Raw genomic sequence first — 16,461 nt, forward strand, 5'->3', positions numbered from 1 at the left:
CTGACGAACCGGGCGCGACGCGAAAGTACAGTCAGAACGAATATTTCCGAACCGCTTTGGCGGCCACCGAAAGCCGCCGACACTATACAAGCGCAATACTTCACCGCGGACCGACAAACGGCCAGGAATCCGCTGACACAACGCTGTTCGCAGCGGACCTTTTTCTTATCTGATGCTCATATCGACCGCCAGGGTTGATTCCCGGGATTATGGCGGATATATGGAGATGCTCGGCGCCGGTATGCGCTGATTGTTGCGGCCGCCGCTTTCGGTCGCCGTTGCGGTGTGCGCAGCTTTTGCCGGCCGCCCTCTCGTTGAAACAAACCCGGAAGGTCGATGACCGAAAAGCTCGTCGCGAGCGACCTGTTCAAGATCTTCGGCAACAAGCCGGAGCGTGCCCTCGCGCTGATCGAGGCCGGCAAGGACAAGAACACGATCCAGCAGGAGACCGGGAACGTCGTCGGCGTCCATTCCGCCAGCTTCTCGGTGACCGCAGGCGAGATCTTCGTGGTCATGGGCCTCTCGGGCTCGGGCAAGTCGACGCTGGTCCGGCTGCTCAACCGCCTGATCGAGCCGACCGCCGGATCCGTCCTCATCGACGGCGAAGACATCACGAAGATGGGCAAGAACGCGCTCATCGAGGTCCGCCGGCGCAAGATCAGCATGGTGTTCCAGAGCTTTGCCCTGCTGCCGAACCGCACGGTCCTGAGCAACGTGTGCTTCGGCTTGGAGGTCGCGGGCGTGCCGGCGGCGGAGCAGACCCGGCGGGCGATGGAATCGATCGAGGCCGTCGGCTTGGCGCCCTATGCCCAGAGCCTGCCGGACGAACTGTCGGGCGGCATGCGCCAGCGCGTCGGCCTCGCGCGTGCCCTGGCCACCGATCCCGAGATCCTGTTGATGGACGAGGCCTTCTCGGCCCTCGACCCGCTGATCCGCACCGAGATGCAGGACGAACTGCTGCGGCTCCAGCGCGAGCATGCCCGGACGATCGTGTTCATCACGCACGACCTGGACGAGGCGATGCGCATCGGCGACCGAATCGCGATCATGGAGGGCGGCGCCATCGTCCAGATCGGCACGCCCGAGGAGATCGTCCAGAAGCCGGCGAACGACTATGTCCGCTCGTTCTTCTACGGCGTCGACGTCACGCGGGTCTTCACTGCGGGCGACGCGGCCCGCCGCAACCTCGTCACGGTGATCGAACGGCCCGGCGTCGGCATCCGCGCCGCCATCGACCGCCTCGACGAGCACGACCGCGACTACGGCCTCGTCATCGACCGAGACCGCCGGGTCCAGGGCATGGTGACGACGGACACGCTGCGCGAGGAGCTGAAGCGCAGTGCCGAACCTCGCTACGCCAACGCATTCGTCGAGGGCTGCATGCCCATCCGCAACGACACGCCGCTGGCCGACCTGATCGGCCCGGTGGCCGAGAGCCGCTATCCCGTCCCGGTGATCGACGACAAGGGCCGCTATGTCGGCGCGATCTCGAAGACGACGCTGCTGAAGCTCTTGGACAGGGGAGCCTGAGCCATGGGTTTCGAGATCGAGATCGGCTCCTGGGTCGAGGCCATCGTCGAATTCCTGATCGACAATTTCACCCCGGCCTTCGACGCGATCGCGTGGGCCATCGGCCTGCTGGCGAACGGCCTCGAGGACGGGCTGCGCTGGATCCCCTGGTGGGCCTTCATAGCCGGAGTGGCAGTCCTGGCCCTCTGGCGCCTCGGCTGGCGGTTCGCACTCTTCACCATCGTCGCATTGCTGCTGGTGGTGGGCATGGGTCTCTGGCGGGAGACAGTGTCGACCCTGGCACTCGTCCTGTCGGCGACGGCGGTTGCGCTGGCGATCGGCATTCCGATCGGCATCGCGATGGCGCGCAACGACACGGTCGAGAAGGTCATCCGGCCGGTTCTCGACCTGATGCAGACGATGCCGCCGTTCGTCTACCTGATTCCCGCCGTGATGTTCTTCGGTCTGGGCGCCGTGCCGGGCACGATCGCGACGGTCGTGTTCGCGATGCCGCCCGCGGTCCGCCTGACGAATCTCGGCATCCGCCACGTCAGCAAGGAGAACGTCGAGGCAGGCATCGCCTTCGGCTGCACCGAGCGGCAACTGCTGTTCAAGGTGCAGTTGCCTCTGGCGATGCCGTCGATCATGGCGGGCGTCAACCAGACGATCATGCTGGCCCTGTCCATGGTGGTCATCGCCTCGATGATCGGTGCCGGCGGCCTCGGCAACACCGTGCTGACCGGCATCCAGCGCCTGAATGTCGGCCTCGGCTTCGAGGGCGGCCTCGGCGTCGTGATCCTGGCGATCATCCTCGACCGCATCACACAGACTGTCGGCACGCGACGGACGGACGGAGGCCTCGCCGCAGCCTTCCGGTCGCTGTTCCGCCGCGGCCACGCCACGGCGGGGTCGGCCGAGAGTTCAACCGTTCACCCCGCGCCGGCCGAAGCTCGGCACTAGGCGCGGCAACAAGGAACGCCGCTCGAAGCGTTCCGCCTCCGACGGCTGCGCCGGCGGACGACCTGAAACGAGAGACGAAAAGGAGAACCGCATGATTCGAACAGCGAAGGCTCTGCTGATGGGGGCCGCGATCGCGACCGCATCGGTCGCCGGATTCGCCGGAAGTTCGGTGGCGGCCGACAAGGAAATCAACATCGGCTGGACCGCATGGTCCGACGCCGAGGCCGTCACGAAGATGGCCAAGAAGCTGATCGAGGAGAACTACGACGGCTACGAGGTCAAGCTCACCCTGGCCGATATCGCCGTCCAGTATCAGGGCGTCGCCAAGGGCGATCTCGACATGATGATGATGGCGTGGCTGCCCGGCACGCACGGCGACTACATGGAGAAGGTCGCCGGAGATGTGATCGATCTCGGCCCGATCTACACCGGCGCCAAGCTCGGCTGGGTGGTTCCGGCCTACGTTCCGAGCGACCAGCTCTCCTCCATCACCGACCTCAAGAAGGACGCGGTCAAGGAGAAGCTCGACGGTAAGATCCAGGGCATCGACCCCGGAGCCGGCCTGATGCGCCTGTCGAACGAAGCGGTCGACAAGTACGACCTCGACGACTACGAGCTCGTCTCGGCCAGCGGTGCCGCAATGACGGCCGCGCTGGAGCGTGCGGTAAAGCGCAACGAGTGGATCGTCGTCACCGGCTGGAGCCCGCACTGGATGTTCGGCGCGCACAAGCTGCGCTACCTGACGGATCCGGAAGGCGTCCTCGGCGGCCAGGAGCGCGTTCACGTCATCGCGCGCGAAGGCTTCTACCAGGACAATCCCGAGGTCGGCGCGTTCCTGGCGCGGATGTACCTGCCGCTCGATGAACTCCAGGCGCTGATGTACGACGCCCAGGAGACCTCCTACGAGAAGGCGATCGACAAGTACATCGAAGCCAATCCGAAGCGGATCGACTACTGGCTCACCGGCAAGATGGGCTGACGCTCGCCGTCATCCCGGCCGTCCGACGGTCGAACAGAACGCCCGGCCCACGCCGGGCGTTCTTCGTTTGTGAACGGTAAGGCCAGCCGTCGGAGCCAGCTGTGAAAGCCGACCGTCCGGGCTTTGCGATGCCGCCGGAAAACGGCCCGCACGCCACGCCGCCGAGCGCCGCCGGCCGGCCATGGCGGGCGCTGACCCTCTCGCTGAGTGTCCACGCCTTCGTCGTGGCGGCACTGTTCTTCTTCCAGTGGCCGGGCCGCGTCATCGAGGAGCCGGCGCCGCAGACCGTGCGTCTCGTGCTGGGGGACGGGCGGTCCGGCGCCCAGGGCGGCGGACAGTCGAGCCGCAGCGGCGGTGGCGGTACTGGTGAAGCGGGATCGCCCGCGGCCGCGGGCGATCCCGGCGTAGCGACCGCTGCAGCACCCGCCGAGCCGCCGGAGCCGCGCCCGACAGGATCGTCGGTCGGCACGCCCGCCGAACCTTCGCGCCCCCCTGCCGAGACGACCGATGCAGCTCCCGATGCAGCGCAGCCGCCCGCTGCCGCGACGCGCGCCGACCTTCGTGAGCCGCCGCCACTCCCCACGCCTCGCCCTTACCGGCCGCATCCGCCGTCGCCGACCCCGCCGCCGCCCCCACCCTCACCATCGCTATCGCAGCCGGCACCGCCCGACATCCTGCCGCCGGCACGGAACGAGCCGGCCGACGCAGCGCCCGGCCCGCCCATCGACCTGCTCGCCCCGCGCGTGGCGAACGGCTCGACCGGCCAGGGCGGCGCACCGGGTGAAGGCGGCGGGGGACGGGGCTCGTCCGGCGGCGGCCGCGCGGTGCTCGGCGACGGCGCGCGCGAGAACCCGGGCGACGACTATCTCGACCGCCTGCTCAGGCATCTCGCGCGCTACAAGAATTATCCCCGGGAGGCACGCGACAGAAAGCAGGAGGGCACGGCGGTGGTGACCTTCACCATCGGCCGCGACGGCAGCGTGAGCGGAGCGGCTATCGAGCGAAGTGCCGGCGCCGCGGCGCTGGACGAGGCGGCGCTCGATCTGTTGCGGGCCGCCGATCCCGTCCCGGCACTGCCCGAGACCTTCACCGGCCGCAGCGCGACCGTCTCCCTGCCGATCACCTACTCGCTCAGCGTCCTCAATCGCCTCTTCTGAGTAGCGGAGTCCATTGCGGCGGTGCCAGGCGATACCCGTGGCCGGGCCGCGATCAGCCCGTGGCGTCGCGTTCGGGAAGCCGGTGCCGGTTGAGGAGAGGAACCTGGGCCATCGCGAACGCGAACGTCAGCACCAGGATTCCGAAGACCTTGAAGCTGACCCAGACGTCCGTGGACTGGGTGCGCCAGACGATCTCGTTGAGCACCGCCATCGCGACGAAGAACAGGCCGAACCGGAGGGTAAGGCGGCGCCAGCCGTCATCGTCGATCGACCACACCGTATGGAAGAGCGGCTTCAGCAGCATCCGGTTGAACAGCAGGCCGCCGAGCAGCACGCAGGCGAACAGCATCTGCACGATGGTCGGCTTCATCTTGATGAAGGTATCGTCGTTCAGCCACAGCGTCAGTCCGCCGAAGACCACGACCACGCCCGCCGTCACCAGGGGCATGACGGGAACACGACGGGTGACCGCCAGCGACAGGGCCAGACCGACGGCCGTGGCCGCCATCAACGCGGCGGTCGCAGGCAGCAGGCCGCCGACGAGATAGACGGCGAAGAAGGCGGCGAGCGGACCGTAATCGACGGCCGGGCGCAGCCAGGAGGGTTCGGCATTCTTCATGGCGCGTCGGATATGGGGTGAGCGTGCCCGCTAGGCAAAGGCGGTTTCCGGTCCGCCGGTCGCGGCTCGCGCCAGCGCCTCGATCCTCTGCCAGTCCCCGGCGGCCACGGCATCGGGCGGCACCATCCAGGAGCCGCCGACCGCGAAGACCTGCGGCAGCGCGAGATACTCCAGGCTCGAGCGCCGGTCGACACCACCGGTCGGACAGAAGCGCACGTCCGGGAACGGCGCCGACAGCGCGCGTATGGCCGCGACCCCGCCCACCTGCGCGGCCGGAAACAGCTTCAGCCTGTCGAAACCCAGCGAAAGTGCCCCCATGATCTCGGTCGCCGTGGCGACCCCCGGCAGATAGGGCAACGACGCGTCCGCACTGGCGCCGGCGACGTCGGCACCGAATCCCGGCGATACGATGAACCGAGCCCCGGATTCGGCGGCGCGCATCGCCTGTCGCGGGTCCAGGACCGTGCCCGCCCCGAGGATCGCCTCGGGCACCGAGTCGGCGATCATCCTCAAGGCGTCGGCGGCTGCGGCCGTCCGGAACGTGATCTCCAGAACGCGGATCCCGCCGCGAACCAGCGCGCGCGCCAGCGGGATCGCTGTCGACCGGTCGGCGATCGTCAGAACCGGAACGACCCGTTCGCCGTTCCAGACCCGCTCGATACCGGAGATGCTATGGTCCGGTGGAGGCATGGTGTTACGCTCCGCGGCGATGAACGGTCAGTCTAAACGGGTCGCCGCGGTCGGCGAATGCATGATCGAGCTGACCGAGACCGGTCCCGGCACGATGCGCCGCCGCTATGGCGGAGACACCTTGAACACCGCCGTCTATATGGCGCGGCTCGGCGCCGGCCTCGGCATCGCCGTCGACTACGTGACCGCGCTCGGCGACGACCCTCTGAGCGACGAGATGCTCGCCTGCTGGCAGGCCGAGGGCGTCGGTACCGAGAGGGTGGCGCGCCTGCCGGGGCGCCTGCCGGGGCTTTACCTGATCAAGACCGATTCGAGCGGCGAGCGCAGCTTCTGGTACTGGCGCTCCGCATCCGCGGCGCGCGACCTGACCGCTCCGCCGCACGGCGACGCCGCCCTCGGCTCGCTCGCGCGGGACGACCTCGTGTACGTGTCGGGCATAACCCTGTCGATCCTCGACGATCCGGGACGCGAGCGGCTGCTCGCGGCCGTCGCCGCGGCGCGGGCCGAAGGCGCACGCATCGCGGCCGATACCAACTGGCGACCGCGCAACTGGCCGGACATCGAGGCCGGCCGGCACTGGACGGCGCGCCTGTTCGCTCATGCCGATATCGCGCTGCCGAGCGCCGAGGACGACGTGGCTCTCTTCGGCGACGCGACGCCGGAAGGTACGGTCGCCCGCCTGACCGGCCTCGGCATCGCGGAGGTGGTCGTGAAGAACGGCGCTGACGGCTGCATCCTCGCCCATGACGGCTACAGCGAGCGCATTCCGGCGACGCCCGTGGAACTGCCGGTCGACACGACCGCCGCCGGCGACTCGTTCAATGCCGCCTACCTGATGGCACGCCTGGCCGGACTCGATCCGGCCACCGCGGCACTGTCGGGCCACCGCCTCGCCACCGCCGTCATCGGCCATGCCGGCGCGATCATCCCGCGCGATGCGATGCCCCATTTCGATTGGAGCCCGCAGTGAATCCGCCGGCCATCGAGATCGACTTCTACTACGGCATCGGCAGCCGCTATTCCTATCTCGCGTCGACGCAGCTGGACGGGATCGCCCGCAGCTATGCCTGCCGGTTTCGCTGGCTTCCGCTGTTCAGCGGCCGGCTGATCGCCGCCGACGGCACCGACCCGTTCGCCGGCGCCCCGGTCTCCGGCCAGTACGACTGGGCCTACCGCCAACGCGACGCCGAAGCCTGGGCATCCTTCTACGGCGTACCGTTCCACGAAGCGCGCGGCCGCCGGATGGATGCCGAACGCCTGGCGCTCGCCTGCGTCGCCGCCGGCCGGCTCGGGCTCGCCGAACCGTTCAGCCGCAGGTTGTTCGCCGCGATCTTCGCCAGCGACCGGACGGTGATCGGCCAGGACGCCTGCGACGAGGCGGCGCGCGACCTGGGGATCGATGCCGCGCGGTTCCGGGCACTCACCGACGAGCCGGCCACCGCGGCGCTGCACGATGCGCGGCTCGCCGAAGCCCGCGCCCGCGGTGCCTTCGGCGTGCCGACCTTCTGCGTCGGCGACGCCGTCTTCTGGGGCAACGACCGGCTGCCGCTGCTCCGCCACCACCTCTGGCGGCTGCGGGCGGAGGCGGCTGCGGTCAGCCCGGCTCGTTGATCAGGTCGAGCGGATAGACCGGCCGGCGCACCCGCTTGAAGGTGAGCTGCGAATAGTCCGAGGTGCAGACGCCGGTACCCGCACACTCGATGATCGCCTTGGCGATCGGCTTGAAGCCGGCGCGATAGTGGATGCGGCTCTTCAACATCAGGTAGCGCTTCGCCAGCGGGTCGATACCGACACTGTAGAAGGCGTTGAGGTCGTTGGGCTCCTGGTGGCGCGAGACGACGACGATCTCGACCTTTCCGGTGTCGAGCACCACGGTCGGGCCCATGTCCATCAGCACGCCCTTCGATGCCGGCCCGCGGTTCCGGTACTGGCCGTTGGTGATGACCCGGACGGTGCCGCTCACCTCCAGGGGCTCGCCGGTCTTGCCGATCGACGGCATGTCCATTTTGCCGCCGAGCTTCAGCGTGACCTTTGCGCCGACGCCGGCGGCGATCATCTCCTGTACCGATGCCGGGTCGAAGATCGCGAACGCCGCCACGCTCTCCAGTCCGGCCTCGATGATGCCGCGTAGCACGGTCGTCGTGTCCATGGTGCCGCCGGACGCGGAATTGTCGAAATGGTCGAGCAGGACGACCGGCCCGTCCTTGATCGCCTTCGCGCGCGCCAGCGACTCGGCCAGCGGCTCAATCTTGTAGACGAAGGCTTCGCGGTTCTGCCACGCCATGTCGAGCAGTTCGTCCACATACTTTTTCGCCAGCGCCGGATCGTTGTCCGTCACGACGATGGCGCTCGAGCCGGCGAGGCTGATGTCGGCGTGCGGGAAGCCGACGAAGAAGGTCGCGGTCAGGGCACCCTGCCGCTCCATCTCCTTGCAGCGCGCCTGGATCTCCTTGTTGGGGAAATCGTCGGTGCCCTGGCGCATGACGTGCGGCAGCATCGGCCGGTTGTCCCAGGCGATCACCGGCTTCACCTCGCCCTTCAGCATCGCGAAGATCGGCTTTCCGGCCCGCATCCCGGTCTCGTAATTGTCGATGTGCGGATAGGTCTGGTAGCCGGCCAGCACCGTCGCGTGCGCGGCGATCTCCGGGTAGAGGTTGGTGTGCATGTCGAACGACACGCCGATCGGCACCGTCGGATTTATCGCGCGCAGGCGCTTCAGCAGCGTCCCCTCGCCGTCCTCCAAGCTCTCCGTGACCATGGCACCGTGCAGGTCGAGCAGAACGGCATCGCAGCCCTCGGCGACCGCGTCGCAGATCAGCTTCGCGATGTGTTCGTAAGCCTTGTCCTCGACCTCTTTCGACGGCGGCGCGCTGGCGGCGACCGGCGTCACGATCTCCGCGCCGGCGGCCTCGGCCAGCTCGATGAAGGCGCCCATCGCCGTGCCCGTACCCTTGAAGGCGTCGAACGCCTCGCGGCCGTAGTAGGGCTCCGCCTGCCCTTTGGCGAAGCGCGCGAGCGGCGTCGGCACCGGGGAGAAGGTGTTCGTCTCGTGCTTCATCATCGCGATCACGACGCGCATGCATCAGTCTCCTCGAAGTGCGGTCCGCCACAGGCCGGTGGTCCGCGACCTGCCCAAAGCATGAGTCGTGCCGCAAGCCGCGCGCAAGTGGCGTAGGTGTGATGCAGGTAATGCAGGCGTCGCGCGGACGCGGCTATCATTCCCCCGTACCGGTGGGGGCACAGGCGCATGCAGGATAACCGCAAAGACGAGGTCAGGTCCGCGGAAGGCCGTCGCGAGGTCGGCCACGACGAGGCGCTTGGCAGCTTCGGCGACATCGAAAGCGTCGTTGAAGCGCTGGCCCGCGAGGTCGGCATCGAGGATGCCAGGGACATCATTCGCGACCAGCTGGCCCACCGGCCGGCGCAGGCGCAGCCGGTCGCGGTAGCCCGGACGCGTGCGCCTCGCGTGGTCGAGCCCTCGCACACCCCCAGGGCCCCCGGTGTCTGGACCGAACTGAAACACCTGTTCGGGACGCTGAAGCGTGCACCGGAGCGCACGGGCATCCTCATGCTCGCCGCCGGGATCGTCGTCGTCCTCATCGGCAACATGATCGGGCAGGTCCGCCTCAACAACTGGAACGGCGATTTCTACGACGCCATCGAGGCCAAGGATTTCGGCGCGTTCGGCGAGCAGCTCCTGGTCTTCCTGGCGATCATCGCCGTGCTGCTCGGCCTGGTGGTCAGCCAGACCTGGCTGCAGGAAATGCTGAAGGTTCGGCTTCGCGGCTGGCTGACCAAGCACCTGCTCAACGGGTGGCTGGCGCCGGGTCGCGCCTATCGTCTCGGGATGGCCAGCGAACTCGGCGTCAATCCCGATCAGCGCATCCAGGAGGACACGCGCCAACTGACCGAGATGACGACGGAGTTGGGCGTCGGCCTGCTGCAGGCCACCATGCTGCTCGTCAGCTTCATCGGCGTGCTGTGGGCGCTGTCGAGCAACATCGCGTTCACGATCGGGGGCGAGAAGGTCGTCATTCCCGGCTACATGGTGTGGTGCGCGATCGGCTATGCCGGCCTCGGCTCGTGGCTGACCTGGAAGGTCGGGGCGCCGCTGATCCAGCTGAACGCCCACCGCTACCAGCGCGAGGCCGAGTTCCGCTTCGCGCTGGTCAGGGTCAGCGAATCCGCCGAGAGCGTCGCCCTCTATGGCGGCGAGCCCGACGAGCGCCGTGCCCTCGACAAGACGGCCGGCACCGTCATCGAAGCCATGCGCCGCCTGTCCGGCGCACTCTCGCGTCTCACCTGGATCACCTCCGGCTATGGCTGGGTGGCGATCGTCTTTCCGCTGATCGTGGCCTCGCCCGGCTATTTCAGCGGCGACCTCACGCTCGGCGGCCTCATGATGGTCGTCGGCGCCTTCAATCAGGTGCAGGCCTCGCTGCGGTGGTTCGTGGACACCTTCCCGCGCATCGCCGACTGGCGCGCCACGGTGCAGCGCGTCTCCGCCTTCCAGACGGGGCTGGAGACGGTCGACGAACTGAGCGCGGAAGGCACGCGCATTGCGCTCGTCGACCACCCCGAGGGCGGCCTCGCCTTCGACCATGCGGGTGTTCACGTCGCGGACGGCAAGGTCGTGATCGAGGAGGCGACGGCGGAGATCAAAGCCGGCGAGCGGGTGCTGATCGTCGGCGAGTCCGGCACCGGCAAGAGCACCCTGTTCCGGGCCATGGCGGGGCTTTGGCCCTGGGGCACCGGCCGGATCCTCCTGCCGCCGCGCGGCACGATGATGTTCATGCCGCAGCGGCCCTACATGCCGCTCGGGACGCTGCGGGCAGCCCTCGCCTACCCCGCCGCACCGGACGCCTTCCAGGACGCCGACGTGCGAACCGCGCTGGAGCGCGTCGGCATCGGCCAGTTCGCGCCGATGCTCGACAAGGACGACCGTTGGGACAAGATCCTGTCGCTCGGCCAGCAGCAGCGGCTGGCCTTCGCGCGGCTGCTCCTGCACAAGCCGCGCTGGGTCTTCCTCGACGAGGCGACCGCCGCGCTCGACGAGGAGAACCAGCGGACGGTCATGTCGATCTTCGATCGGGAACTGCCGGATACGACGATCGTCAGTATCGGCCACCGTCCGGGACTGGAGGCGTTCCATACCCGCAAGCTGATGCTGACGCACACCGACCACGGCGCGCATCTGGAGCGTCCGCCCGTCCGCCCGGGTCCGATCCTGGGTACCGCGGACCGCCTCCTGACCCGGGTACTGCGGAGCCGCAACTGGCTCGGCCGGCACTCCTCGTTGAACCCGAGGCCACCGGTGTGAAGGCAGCGGCTCAGGCCGCCGCCTTCCAGTAAAACCCCGTGGCGTTTCGCGCGAGGCCGTCATGGAGGTCGAGACAACGGTCGAGCCAGGGCCGGATGGCGTCGTCGTCGGCGATCAGCAGGAATGGGCTGATCGTGCGCGCCCACATGAAGGCCCCGAAGACGACGTAGTCGGCATACAGCGGCGCCTCGCCGCCGAGGAACGGCTGATGGGCGAGCAGCCGGCGCAACGGGATCAGACCGGCACGAAAACCCTGCACCCGTTCCGCCCGGCCGGCGACGACCTCGTCGAGGGAGCGACCGTAGCGTGCCTCCCGGCTCTCGATGAAATATTTCCGGTCCTCCGGACCGAGATGCTCGGCGATGTCGCGAACGACCAGCCCGGCGACCGCCGGCTGCAGAACCCCGTCGGCCCACCCCTGGACGAAGCGGGAAACGGCGACTCCGCCTTCGCCGCCGAACAGGCTCGGCCGGTCCGGAAACGCCTTCTCCAGATAGACGGCGATGTCCCAGCTCTCCGCAAGGACGGTGTCGCCGTGCTCGAGGACCGGCACCGTCCTGAAAGCGCCACCGGCGATCTTCGGAATGTCGAGGAAGCCCGCGGGCCTCGTCTCGTGGTCGAGCCCCTTGTGCGCGAGGGCCATCCGCACCCGCCAGCAATAGGGGCTGAACCGGCGTCCGTCGGCGCCGCAGAGGTCGTGCATGATGATGGTCATGGTCCGGCCCCTCCCGATTGAAGCCGGAGAGCCTACAGCGGAATGTGCGGACAGGTCCAATGCCGATAACGGCGTCGTGCCATGCCGTTTTGGTTTGCCTCCGGCGGCAGGTCGGGGTCTATAATGTCCGTACTTGCCCGCTCAGGGGGAAACAAGCCATGCAAATACAAGAACATACGCACGCACCAGTCCTGATCCCATCCTCGTCCGCCTACGATAACGCGTGGCGGGAAGTGATGGCCGCACCTTGCGGAGCCGAACTCGAATATCACCAGGGCATCCTGGTGAAAGACCGCCAGAGAGACCCGACCATCGACGGTTGGGCTCAGGGTTTCTTCGACGCCGCGGCCAAGGGTCACGGCATTCTCATCCAGCGCCGGATGGACGAAGGCACCGTCTGCTACATCTTCCGCCGCAGCTGCGGCTGACATCGTCGCGTTTCTTGCGTTGCGGCCCCTCTCGGGGCCGTTACGCGTTTCTGACCCCGCTCAGACCAGCAGCATGTAGCCAGCAACCGACAGTAGCGCCAGCAGGAATCCTACGACCAACATCAGCAATCTGTCGTGCAGCGTGACCGCAAGGCCGAAGATCGCGGTCACCGAACCGGCACTGGTCGCCGCGAAAACCAGGATTTCGAGCGGCGGCATGGTGGCCGCGGTGACGAAGCAGACCATCGCCGCCAGCCGCAGCCCGATCCCTTCGGTCGCGGAGATCAGCCGGCGCCGCACGACCCGATCGATGCAACGGGCGACCGGCTCGACATAGCCCAGCGCCGTCTCCACGCGTCCCCGGTCTACCGACGCGCTCGACAGGCGTCGCGGCAGCCACAGGGAGCGTCGCCCGAGAACGGCCTGCGCCGACACAAGCATGATCAGCGTGCCCAGGATCGAGGGGACTGTGGGAATGCCCGAAAGCGGGGTCACCGCCAGGAGCGCCGGCAGCAGGACGAGCGGCGCGAATGACCGCGCTCCCGCCATTTCCTGAAGCGCGGCAACCGCCAGCCCACCATCGGCGCTCCGCTCGCGCACCGCCGCGAGCGGCTCGGAGAGAGCCTCGAAGCTGCGGGTTCCGCCGTCCATTTGCATCGCGTCCGCCCTACCCCTCGCCCGCCGGTCCAGATTAAGAAGCCCTCGGGGCCGTCGATGCGCCGGCAACGACTTCACAGGAGCCCGAATGTCCGACCTTCCGATCAGTTTCGACGATCTGGCCGCACGGCTGAAACTCAACCCCTTCCACCAGTGGCTCGGGCTGGAACTCCTGGAGATGGGCGCCGACAGTGTGGAGATCGCGGCGACGTGGCGGCCCGAATGGGTGTCGAATCCGGAACGCGGATTCGTGCACGGCGGCATCCTCGCCGCACTGGTCGACACGACCGCCGACTTCGCGCTCGCGGCGAAGCTCGGCCGCCCCTACCCGACCGTCGACATGCGCGTCGACTACCACCGCGGCGCCGGCAAGGGCGACCTGCGCGCCCGCGGCCAGGTGGTGCGCGCCGGAGGCACCTTCTCGACCGCGGAGGCCTTCATCTATGACACCAAGGGCACGCTCCTGGCCAGCGGCCGCGGGGTCTACTTCTCGGGTCTCGCCAAGGCCTGATAGGCTCCGGCCGACGAACGAACGCTCAGAACGAAGGAAACTGCCATGCGTCTCGGAATGCTACTGCGCTACTCCGGTGGGCCGATCAACCTCGATGCCGTGCTGGAGGCGGAACGCCTCGGCTACCACTCCGTCTGGAGCGGCGAATCTTACGGGACCGATGCCGTGACCCCTACGGCCTGGGTCCTGGCCCGAACGACGAAGATCAAGGCAGGCACCAGCATCATGCAGATGCCGGCCCGCACGCCGGCCTGCGCCGGCATGACCGCGATGACGCTGCAGATGCTGTCGGGCAACCGCTTCCTGATGGGCGTCGGCCCGTCGGGACCGCAGGTGGTCGAGGGCTGGCACGGCGAGCCGTTCGGCAAGCCGATGACCCGGACCCGCGAATATGTCGAGATCGTCCGCCGCATCCTGAAGCGCGAGGCACCGCTGGAGTTCGACGGCGAGATGTACCAGGTGCCGTACAAGGGGCCGGGTGCCACCGGCCTCGGCAAGCCTCTCAAGACGATCGGCCAGGGCGATCCGACGATGCCGATCTATACGGCGTCGATCACGCCTGCCGGCCTGCGCACGGCCGGTGAGATCGCCGACGGAGTCCTGCCGATCTTCATGTCCCCGGACCAGCCGAAGGTCGTCACCGACGCGGTGGGAGAAGGGATGGCGAAGGCCGGCGGCGGCAAGTCGCTGAAGAGCTTCGATATCGCGCCCTACGTCCGCATCCGCATGGGCGACGACCTGCAGGCCTGCCGCGACGCCATCAAGCCGGAACTGGCGCTCTATATCGGCGGCATGGGCGCGCGGGAGAAGAACTTCTACAACGACTTCGCCAAGCGGCACGGCTACGAGGACGCGGCGACGAAGATCCAGGACGCATTCCTGGGGGGCCGCCGGCCCGAGGCCGTCGCCGCGGTACCGGACGAACTGGTCGACGAACTCTGCCTGGTGGGCAGTGCCGACCGGATCAAAGACCGGCTGCAGGCCTGGAAGGCCGCTGCGAAGGACGGCTCGGTCGGCACCGTCCTGCTGGGCGGCGCTTCAGTGGAGGCGCTGCGCGTCTGCGCGGAATCGGTGCTCTGAAGCGCATCTGCGCCTGAGCCACAAACAACAACAATCGTTGGAGGAGCGCCCATGACCGGCCTGACCGTATTGCTCGACGGACTGCATTTTCCCGAAGGCCCGCGCTGGCACGACGGTCGGCTCTGGTTCTCCGACTTCTACGCGCACGAGGTCGTCGCGGTCGATCTGCAGGGCCGGCGTGAGACGATCGTGTGCGTCCCGGAGCAGCCGTCGGGTCTGGGATGGCTGCCCGACGGCCGGCTCCTCGTCGTCTCGATGAAGGACCGCAAGGTGATGCGGCTCGATCCGGACGGCCTGAAGGTCCACGCCGATCTCTGGCATCTCGCGGCTTTCAACTGCAACGACATGGTGGTCGATGCCGATGGCCGGGCCTATGTCGGGAACTTCGGGTTCAACCACTATGTCGGCGAGAAGCCGGCGCCGGCGCCGCTGATCAGGGTCGATCCGGACGGGTCGACATCGATCGCAGCCGAAGGCCTGATGTTCCCCAACGGGACGGTGATCACGCCCGACGGCGGCACGCTGATCGTCGGCGAGACCCGAGGCAGGCGACTAACGGCCTTCGACCGGGCGCCCGACGGCGGCCTGTCGAACAAGCGCGTCTGGGCCGACCTCGGCGACAACTATCCTGACGGGATCTGCCTGGACGCCGAAGGCGCGATATGGGTGGCCGATCCCCGTAACAATATGGTGATCCGGGTACGCGAAGGTGGAGAAGTGACCGATACCGTCTCCACGGGCGATCTGGGCGCCTTCGCCTGCATGCTGGGCGGGGAGGACGGGCGCACGCTGTTCGTGTGCACCGCGAAAATGTCCGGTCCCGGTGCGGCGGAGATCCGATCCGGGCGCATCGAGCAGATCCGCGTCGACGTGCCGGGTGCAGGCCTGCCGTAGAGCCGACGTATGCCGTGTCATGCGTGAAACAGTTCGTACAGCGTCAGCCCGATCTCGAAGATGATCAGGATAACGATGTACCACTCGACCCGCAGGCTGTGCTTGTGATGGACGAGATCGAGCAGCGCCTCGACCGTTCCCGAAATCACGTCCAGCTTCCGGCGTAGCGCGATGTCGCGCTCCCTCAATTCGTATTCGTCTTCGAGCCGGAGGTAGAGCCGCTCGAGCGCCGGGAATTCCCAAAGCACTTCCGGCTTCTCCGTCACCTCGACGCGGCCGACGGTGCGATGCTGCGCGATGAGGACGTCGCCGATATGCTTCAGCAGATCGACCGGGCGGGATCGGTTTCGCCCCGAGCGCTTCAGTTCCTCGGCGACCGGATCGATCCGGTCGAACGTCCGCGCGAGGCTCTTCTCGTAGTAGTCGAGGACGAGGCTCTTCGCCAGGACGTCGGCGATCACCTGCATGCGCTCGACCGTGACGGCCTGTATGCGAATCGCGCCGGACGCCAGGACGGTCTCATCGGCCGCCGGATCGACGACGATCGTCGCCTCTTCGGGCATCGCCTTTTCGACCGGTCCTCCGGCAACGGCAGCGAGGCCGGCGAGAAAGTCCTGCTGCTCCTCCGCATCGAGATCGAAGAGCACCGCGACACCATAACGGAAGAGCACCGCGTGCCCGGATGCGCCGGCGCGGACCGTGAGGGGCAGCGTGGCGAGCGCCGTCGCTCCCTCCAGTCGCCGCGTGTCGAGACGCTCGCTCAGAAGAACTGCCCATACGTTCATGCGTCACCGGGTTTCACGAATGTCGATCCATGACCGTCGAAAAGGAGGCCGCCTACGATCCTGTGACGACACTGCATGACGGATAGATGCGAGAACAACCGCGCGCGGCGGAAATTCGTTGAACCTGCGTCTCACTTTCAATAGCGTTCGCGAACCG

17 protein-coding genes are annotated in these 16,461 nt (G+C 67.8%); 11 read left to right on the forward strand and 6 right to left on the reverse strand.

Features of this window, described 5'->3' with window-relative positions; all coding sequences use genetic code 11:
* Positions 1-336 precede the first annotated feature (336 nt).
* The 4 genes from proV (at position 337) to ABIE65_RS10245 (ending at position 4,605) form a co-directional block, all read left to right on the forward strand.
* Positions 337-1,530, forward strand: coding sequence for a glycine betaine/L-proline ABC transporter ATP-binding protein ProV (gene proV / locus ABIE65_RS10230; protein WP_354077493.1), 1,194 nt, complete (start codon positions 337-339; stop codon positions 1,528-1,530).
* A gap of 3 nt (positions 1,531-1,533) precedes the next feature.
* Complete coding sequence (locus tag ABIE65_RS10235; protein WP_354077494.1) at positions 1,534-2,469, forward strand: ABC transporter permease; 936 nt, start codon at positions 1,534-1,536, stop codon at positions 2,467-2,469.
* 91 nt (positions 2,470-2,560) lie between these two features.
* Entirely contained in the window at positions 2,561-3,448 is an 888-nt protein-coding gene (locus ABIE65_RS10240; protein ID WP_354077495.1) for a glycine betaine ABC transporter substrate-binding protein, read from the forward strand.
* Between the two features lie 101 nt (positions 3,449-3,549).
* On the forward strand, positions 3,550-4,605 hold the full coding sequence (locus tag ABIE65_RS10245; protein ID WP_354077497.1) for an energy transducer TonB family protein: 1,056 nt from the start codon (positions 3,550-3,552) through the stop codon (positions 4,603-4,605).
* Between the two features lie 52 nt (positions 4,606-4,657).
* On the opposite strand, the gene ABIE65_RS10250 is transcribed toward ABIE65_RS10245, so the two are convergent.
* Complete coding sequence (locus ABIE65_RS10250) at positions 4,658-5,224, reverse strand: septation protein A (protein ID WP_354077498.1); 567 nt, start codon at positions 5,222-5,224, stop codon at positions 4,658-4,660.
* 30 nt (positions 5,225-5,254) lie between these two features.
* Complete coding sequence (gene eda, locus ABIE65_RS10255; RefSeq protein ID WP_354077499.1) at positions 5,255-5,914, reverse strand: bifunctional 4-hydroxy-2-oxoglutarate aldolase/2-dehydro-3-deoxy-phosphogluconate aldolase; 660 nt, start codon at positions 5,912-5,914, stop codon at positions 5,255-5,257.
* Here eda and ABIE65_RS10260 point away from each other — a divergent pair.
* The gene (locus ABIE65_RS10260) at positions 5,913-6,884 is read left to right on the forward strand and encodes a sugar kinase (protein WP_354077500.1); all 972 of its coding nucleotides are present in this window, start codon (positions 5,913-5,915) and stop codon (positions 6,882-6,884) included. The two genes, eda and ABIE65_RS10260, sit on opposite strands and share 2 nt — an antisense overlap.
* Complete coding sequence (locus ABIE65_RS10265) at positions 6,881-7,525, forward strand: 2-hydroxychromene-2-carboxylate isomerase (RefSeq protein WP_354077501.1); 645 nt, start codon at positions 6,881-6,883, stop codon at positions 7,523-7,525. The genes ABIE65_RS10260 and ABIE65_RS10265 overlap by 4 nt, the downstream gene beginning before the upstream one ends.
* Here ABIE65_RS10265 and ABIE65_RS10270 read toward each other — a convergent pair.
* Entirely contained in the window at positions 7,509-8,993 is a 1,485-nt protein-coding gene (locus ABIE65_RS10270; protein WP_354077502.1) for a M81 family metallopeptidase, read from the reverse strand. The two genes, ABIE65_RS10265 and ABIE65_RS10270, sit on opposite strands and share 17 nt — an antisense overlap.
* 168 nt (positions 8,994-9,161) lie before the next feature.
* Between ABIE65_RS10270 and ABIE65_RS10275 the strand changes: the two genes are divergently transcribed.
* Positions 9,162-11,234: an ABC transporter ATP-binding protein/permease gene (locus tag ABIE65_RS10275; RefSeq protein ID WP_354077503.1), complete on the forward strand. Its 2,073-nt coding sequence runs from the start codon at positions 9,162-9,164 to the stop codon at positions 11,232-11,234.
* A gap of 10 nt (positions 11,235-11,244) precedes the next feature.
* On the opposite strand, the gene ABIE65_RS10280 is transcribed toward ABIE65_RS10275, so the two are convergent.
* A complete protein-coding gene (locus ABIE65_RS10280) occupies positions 11,245-11,949 on the reverse strand; it encodes a glutathione S-transferase family protein (protein WP_354077504.1) in 705 nt (234 codons plus the stop codon).
* Between the two features lie 158 nt (positions 11,950-12,107).
* On the opposite strand from ABIE65_RS10280, the gene ABIE65_RS10285 reads away from it, so the two are divergent.
* Entirely contained in the window at positions 12,108-12,377 is a 270-nt protein-coding gene (locus ABIE65_RS10285) for a hypothetical protein (protein WP_354077505.1), read from the forward strand.
* 60 nt (positions 12,378-12,437) lie between these two features.
* Here the strand turns inward: ABIE65_RS10285 and ABIE65_RS10290 are convergent, their stop codons facing one another.
* Positions 12,438-13,028: an exopolysaccharide biosynthesis protein gene (locus tag ABIE65_RS10290; RefSeq protein ID WP_354077506.1), complete on the reverse strand. Its 591-nt coding sequence runs from the start codon at positions 13,026-13,028 to the stop codon at positions 12,438-12,440.
* A 94-nt stretch (positions 13,029-13,122) separates the two neighbouring features.
* On the opposite strand from ABIE65_RS10290, the gene ABIE65_RS10295 reads away from it, so the two are divergent.
* The 3 genes from ABIE65_RS10295 to ABIE65_RS10305 are packed head-to-tail and all read left to right on the forward strand — an operon-like array spanning position 13,123 to position 15,519.
* Complete coding sequence (locus ABIE65_RS10295) at positions 13,123-13,545, forward strand: PaaI family thioesterase (protein WP_354077507.1); 423 nt, start codon at positions 13,123-13,125, stop codon at positions 13,543-13,545.
* A 45-nt stretch (positions 13,546-13,590) separates the two neighbouring features.
* Positions 13,591-14,625: an LLM class F420-dependent oxidoreductase gene (locus tag ABIE65_RS10300; RefSeq protein WP_354077508.1), complete on the forward strand. Its 1,035-nt coding sequence runs from the start codon at positions 13,591-13,593 to the stop codon at positions 14,623-14,625.
* A gap of 51 nt (positions 14,626-14,676) precedes the next feature.
* Positions 14,677-15,519: an SMP-30/gluconolactonase/LRE family protein gene (locus ABIE65_RS10305; RefSeq protein WP_354077509.1), complete on the forward strand. Its 843-nt coding sequence runs from the start codon at positions 14,677-14,679 to the stop codon at positions 15,517-15,519.
* Positions 15,520-15,536: 17 nt separating this feature from the next.
* Here the strand turns inward: ABIE65_RS10305 and ABIE65_RS10310 are convergent, their stop codons facing one another.
* Entirely contained in the window at positions 15,537-16,304 is a 768-nt protein-coding gene (locus ABIE65_RS10310) for an RMD1 family protein (RefSeq protein WP_354077510.1), read from the reverse strand.
* Between the last annotated feature and the right edge of the window lie 157 nt (positions 16,305-16,461).

This window comes from Constrictibacter sp. MBR-5, assembly GCF_040549485.1.
Lineage (GTDB): Bacteria > Pseudomonadota > Alphaproteobacteria > JAJUGE01 > JAJUGE01 > Constrictibacter.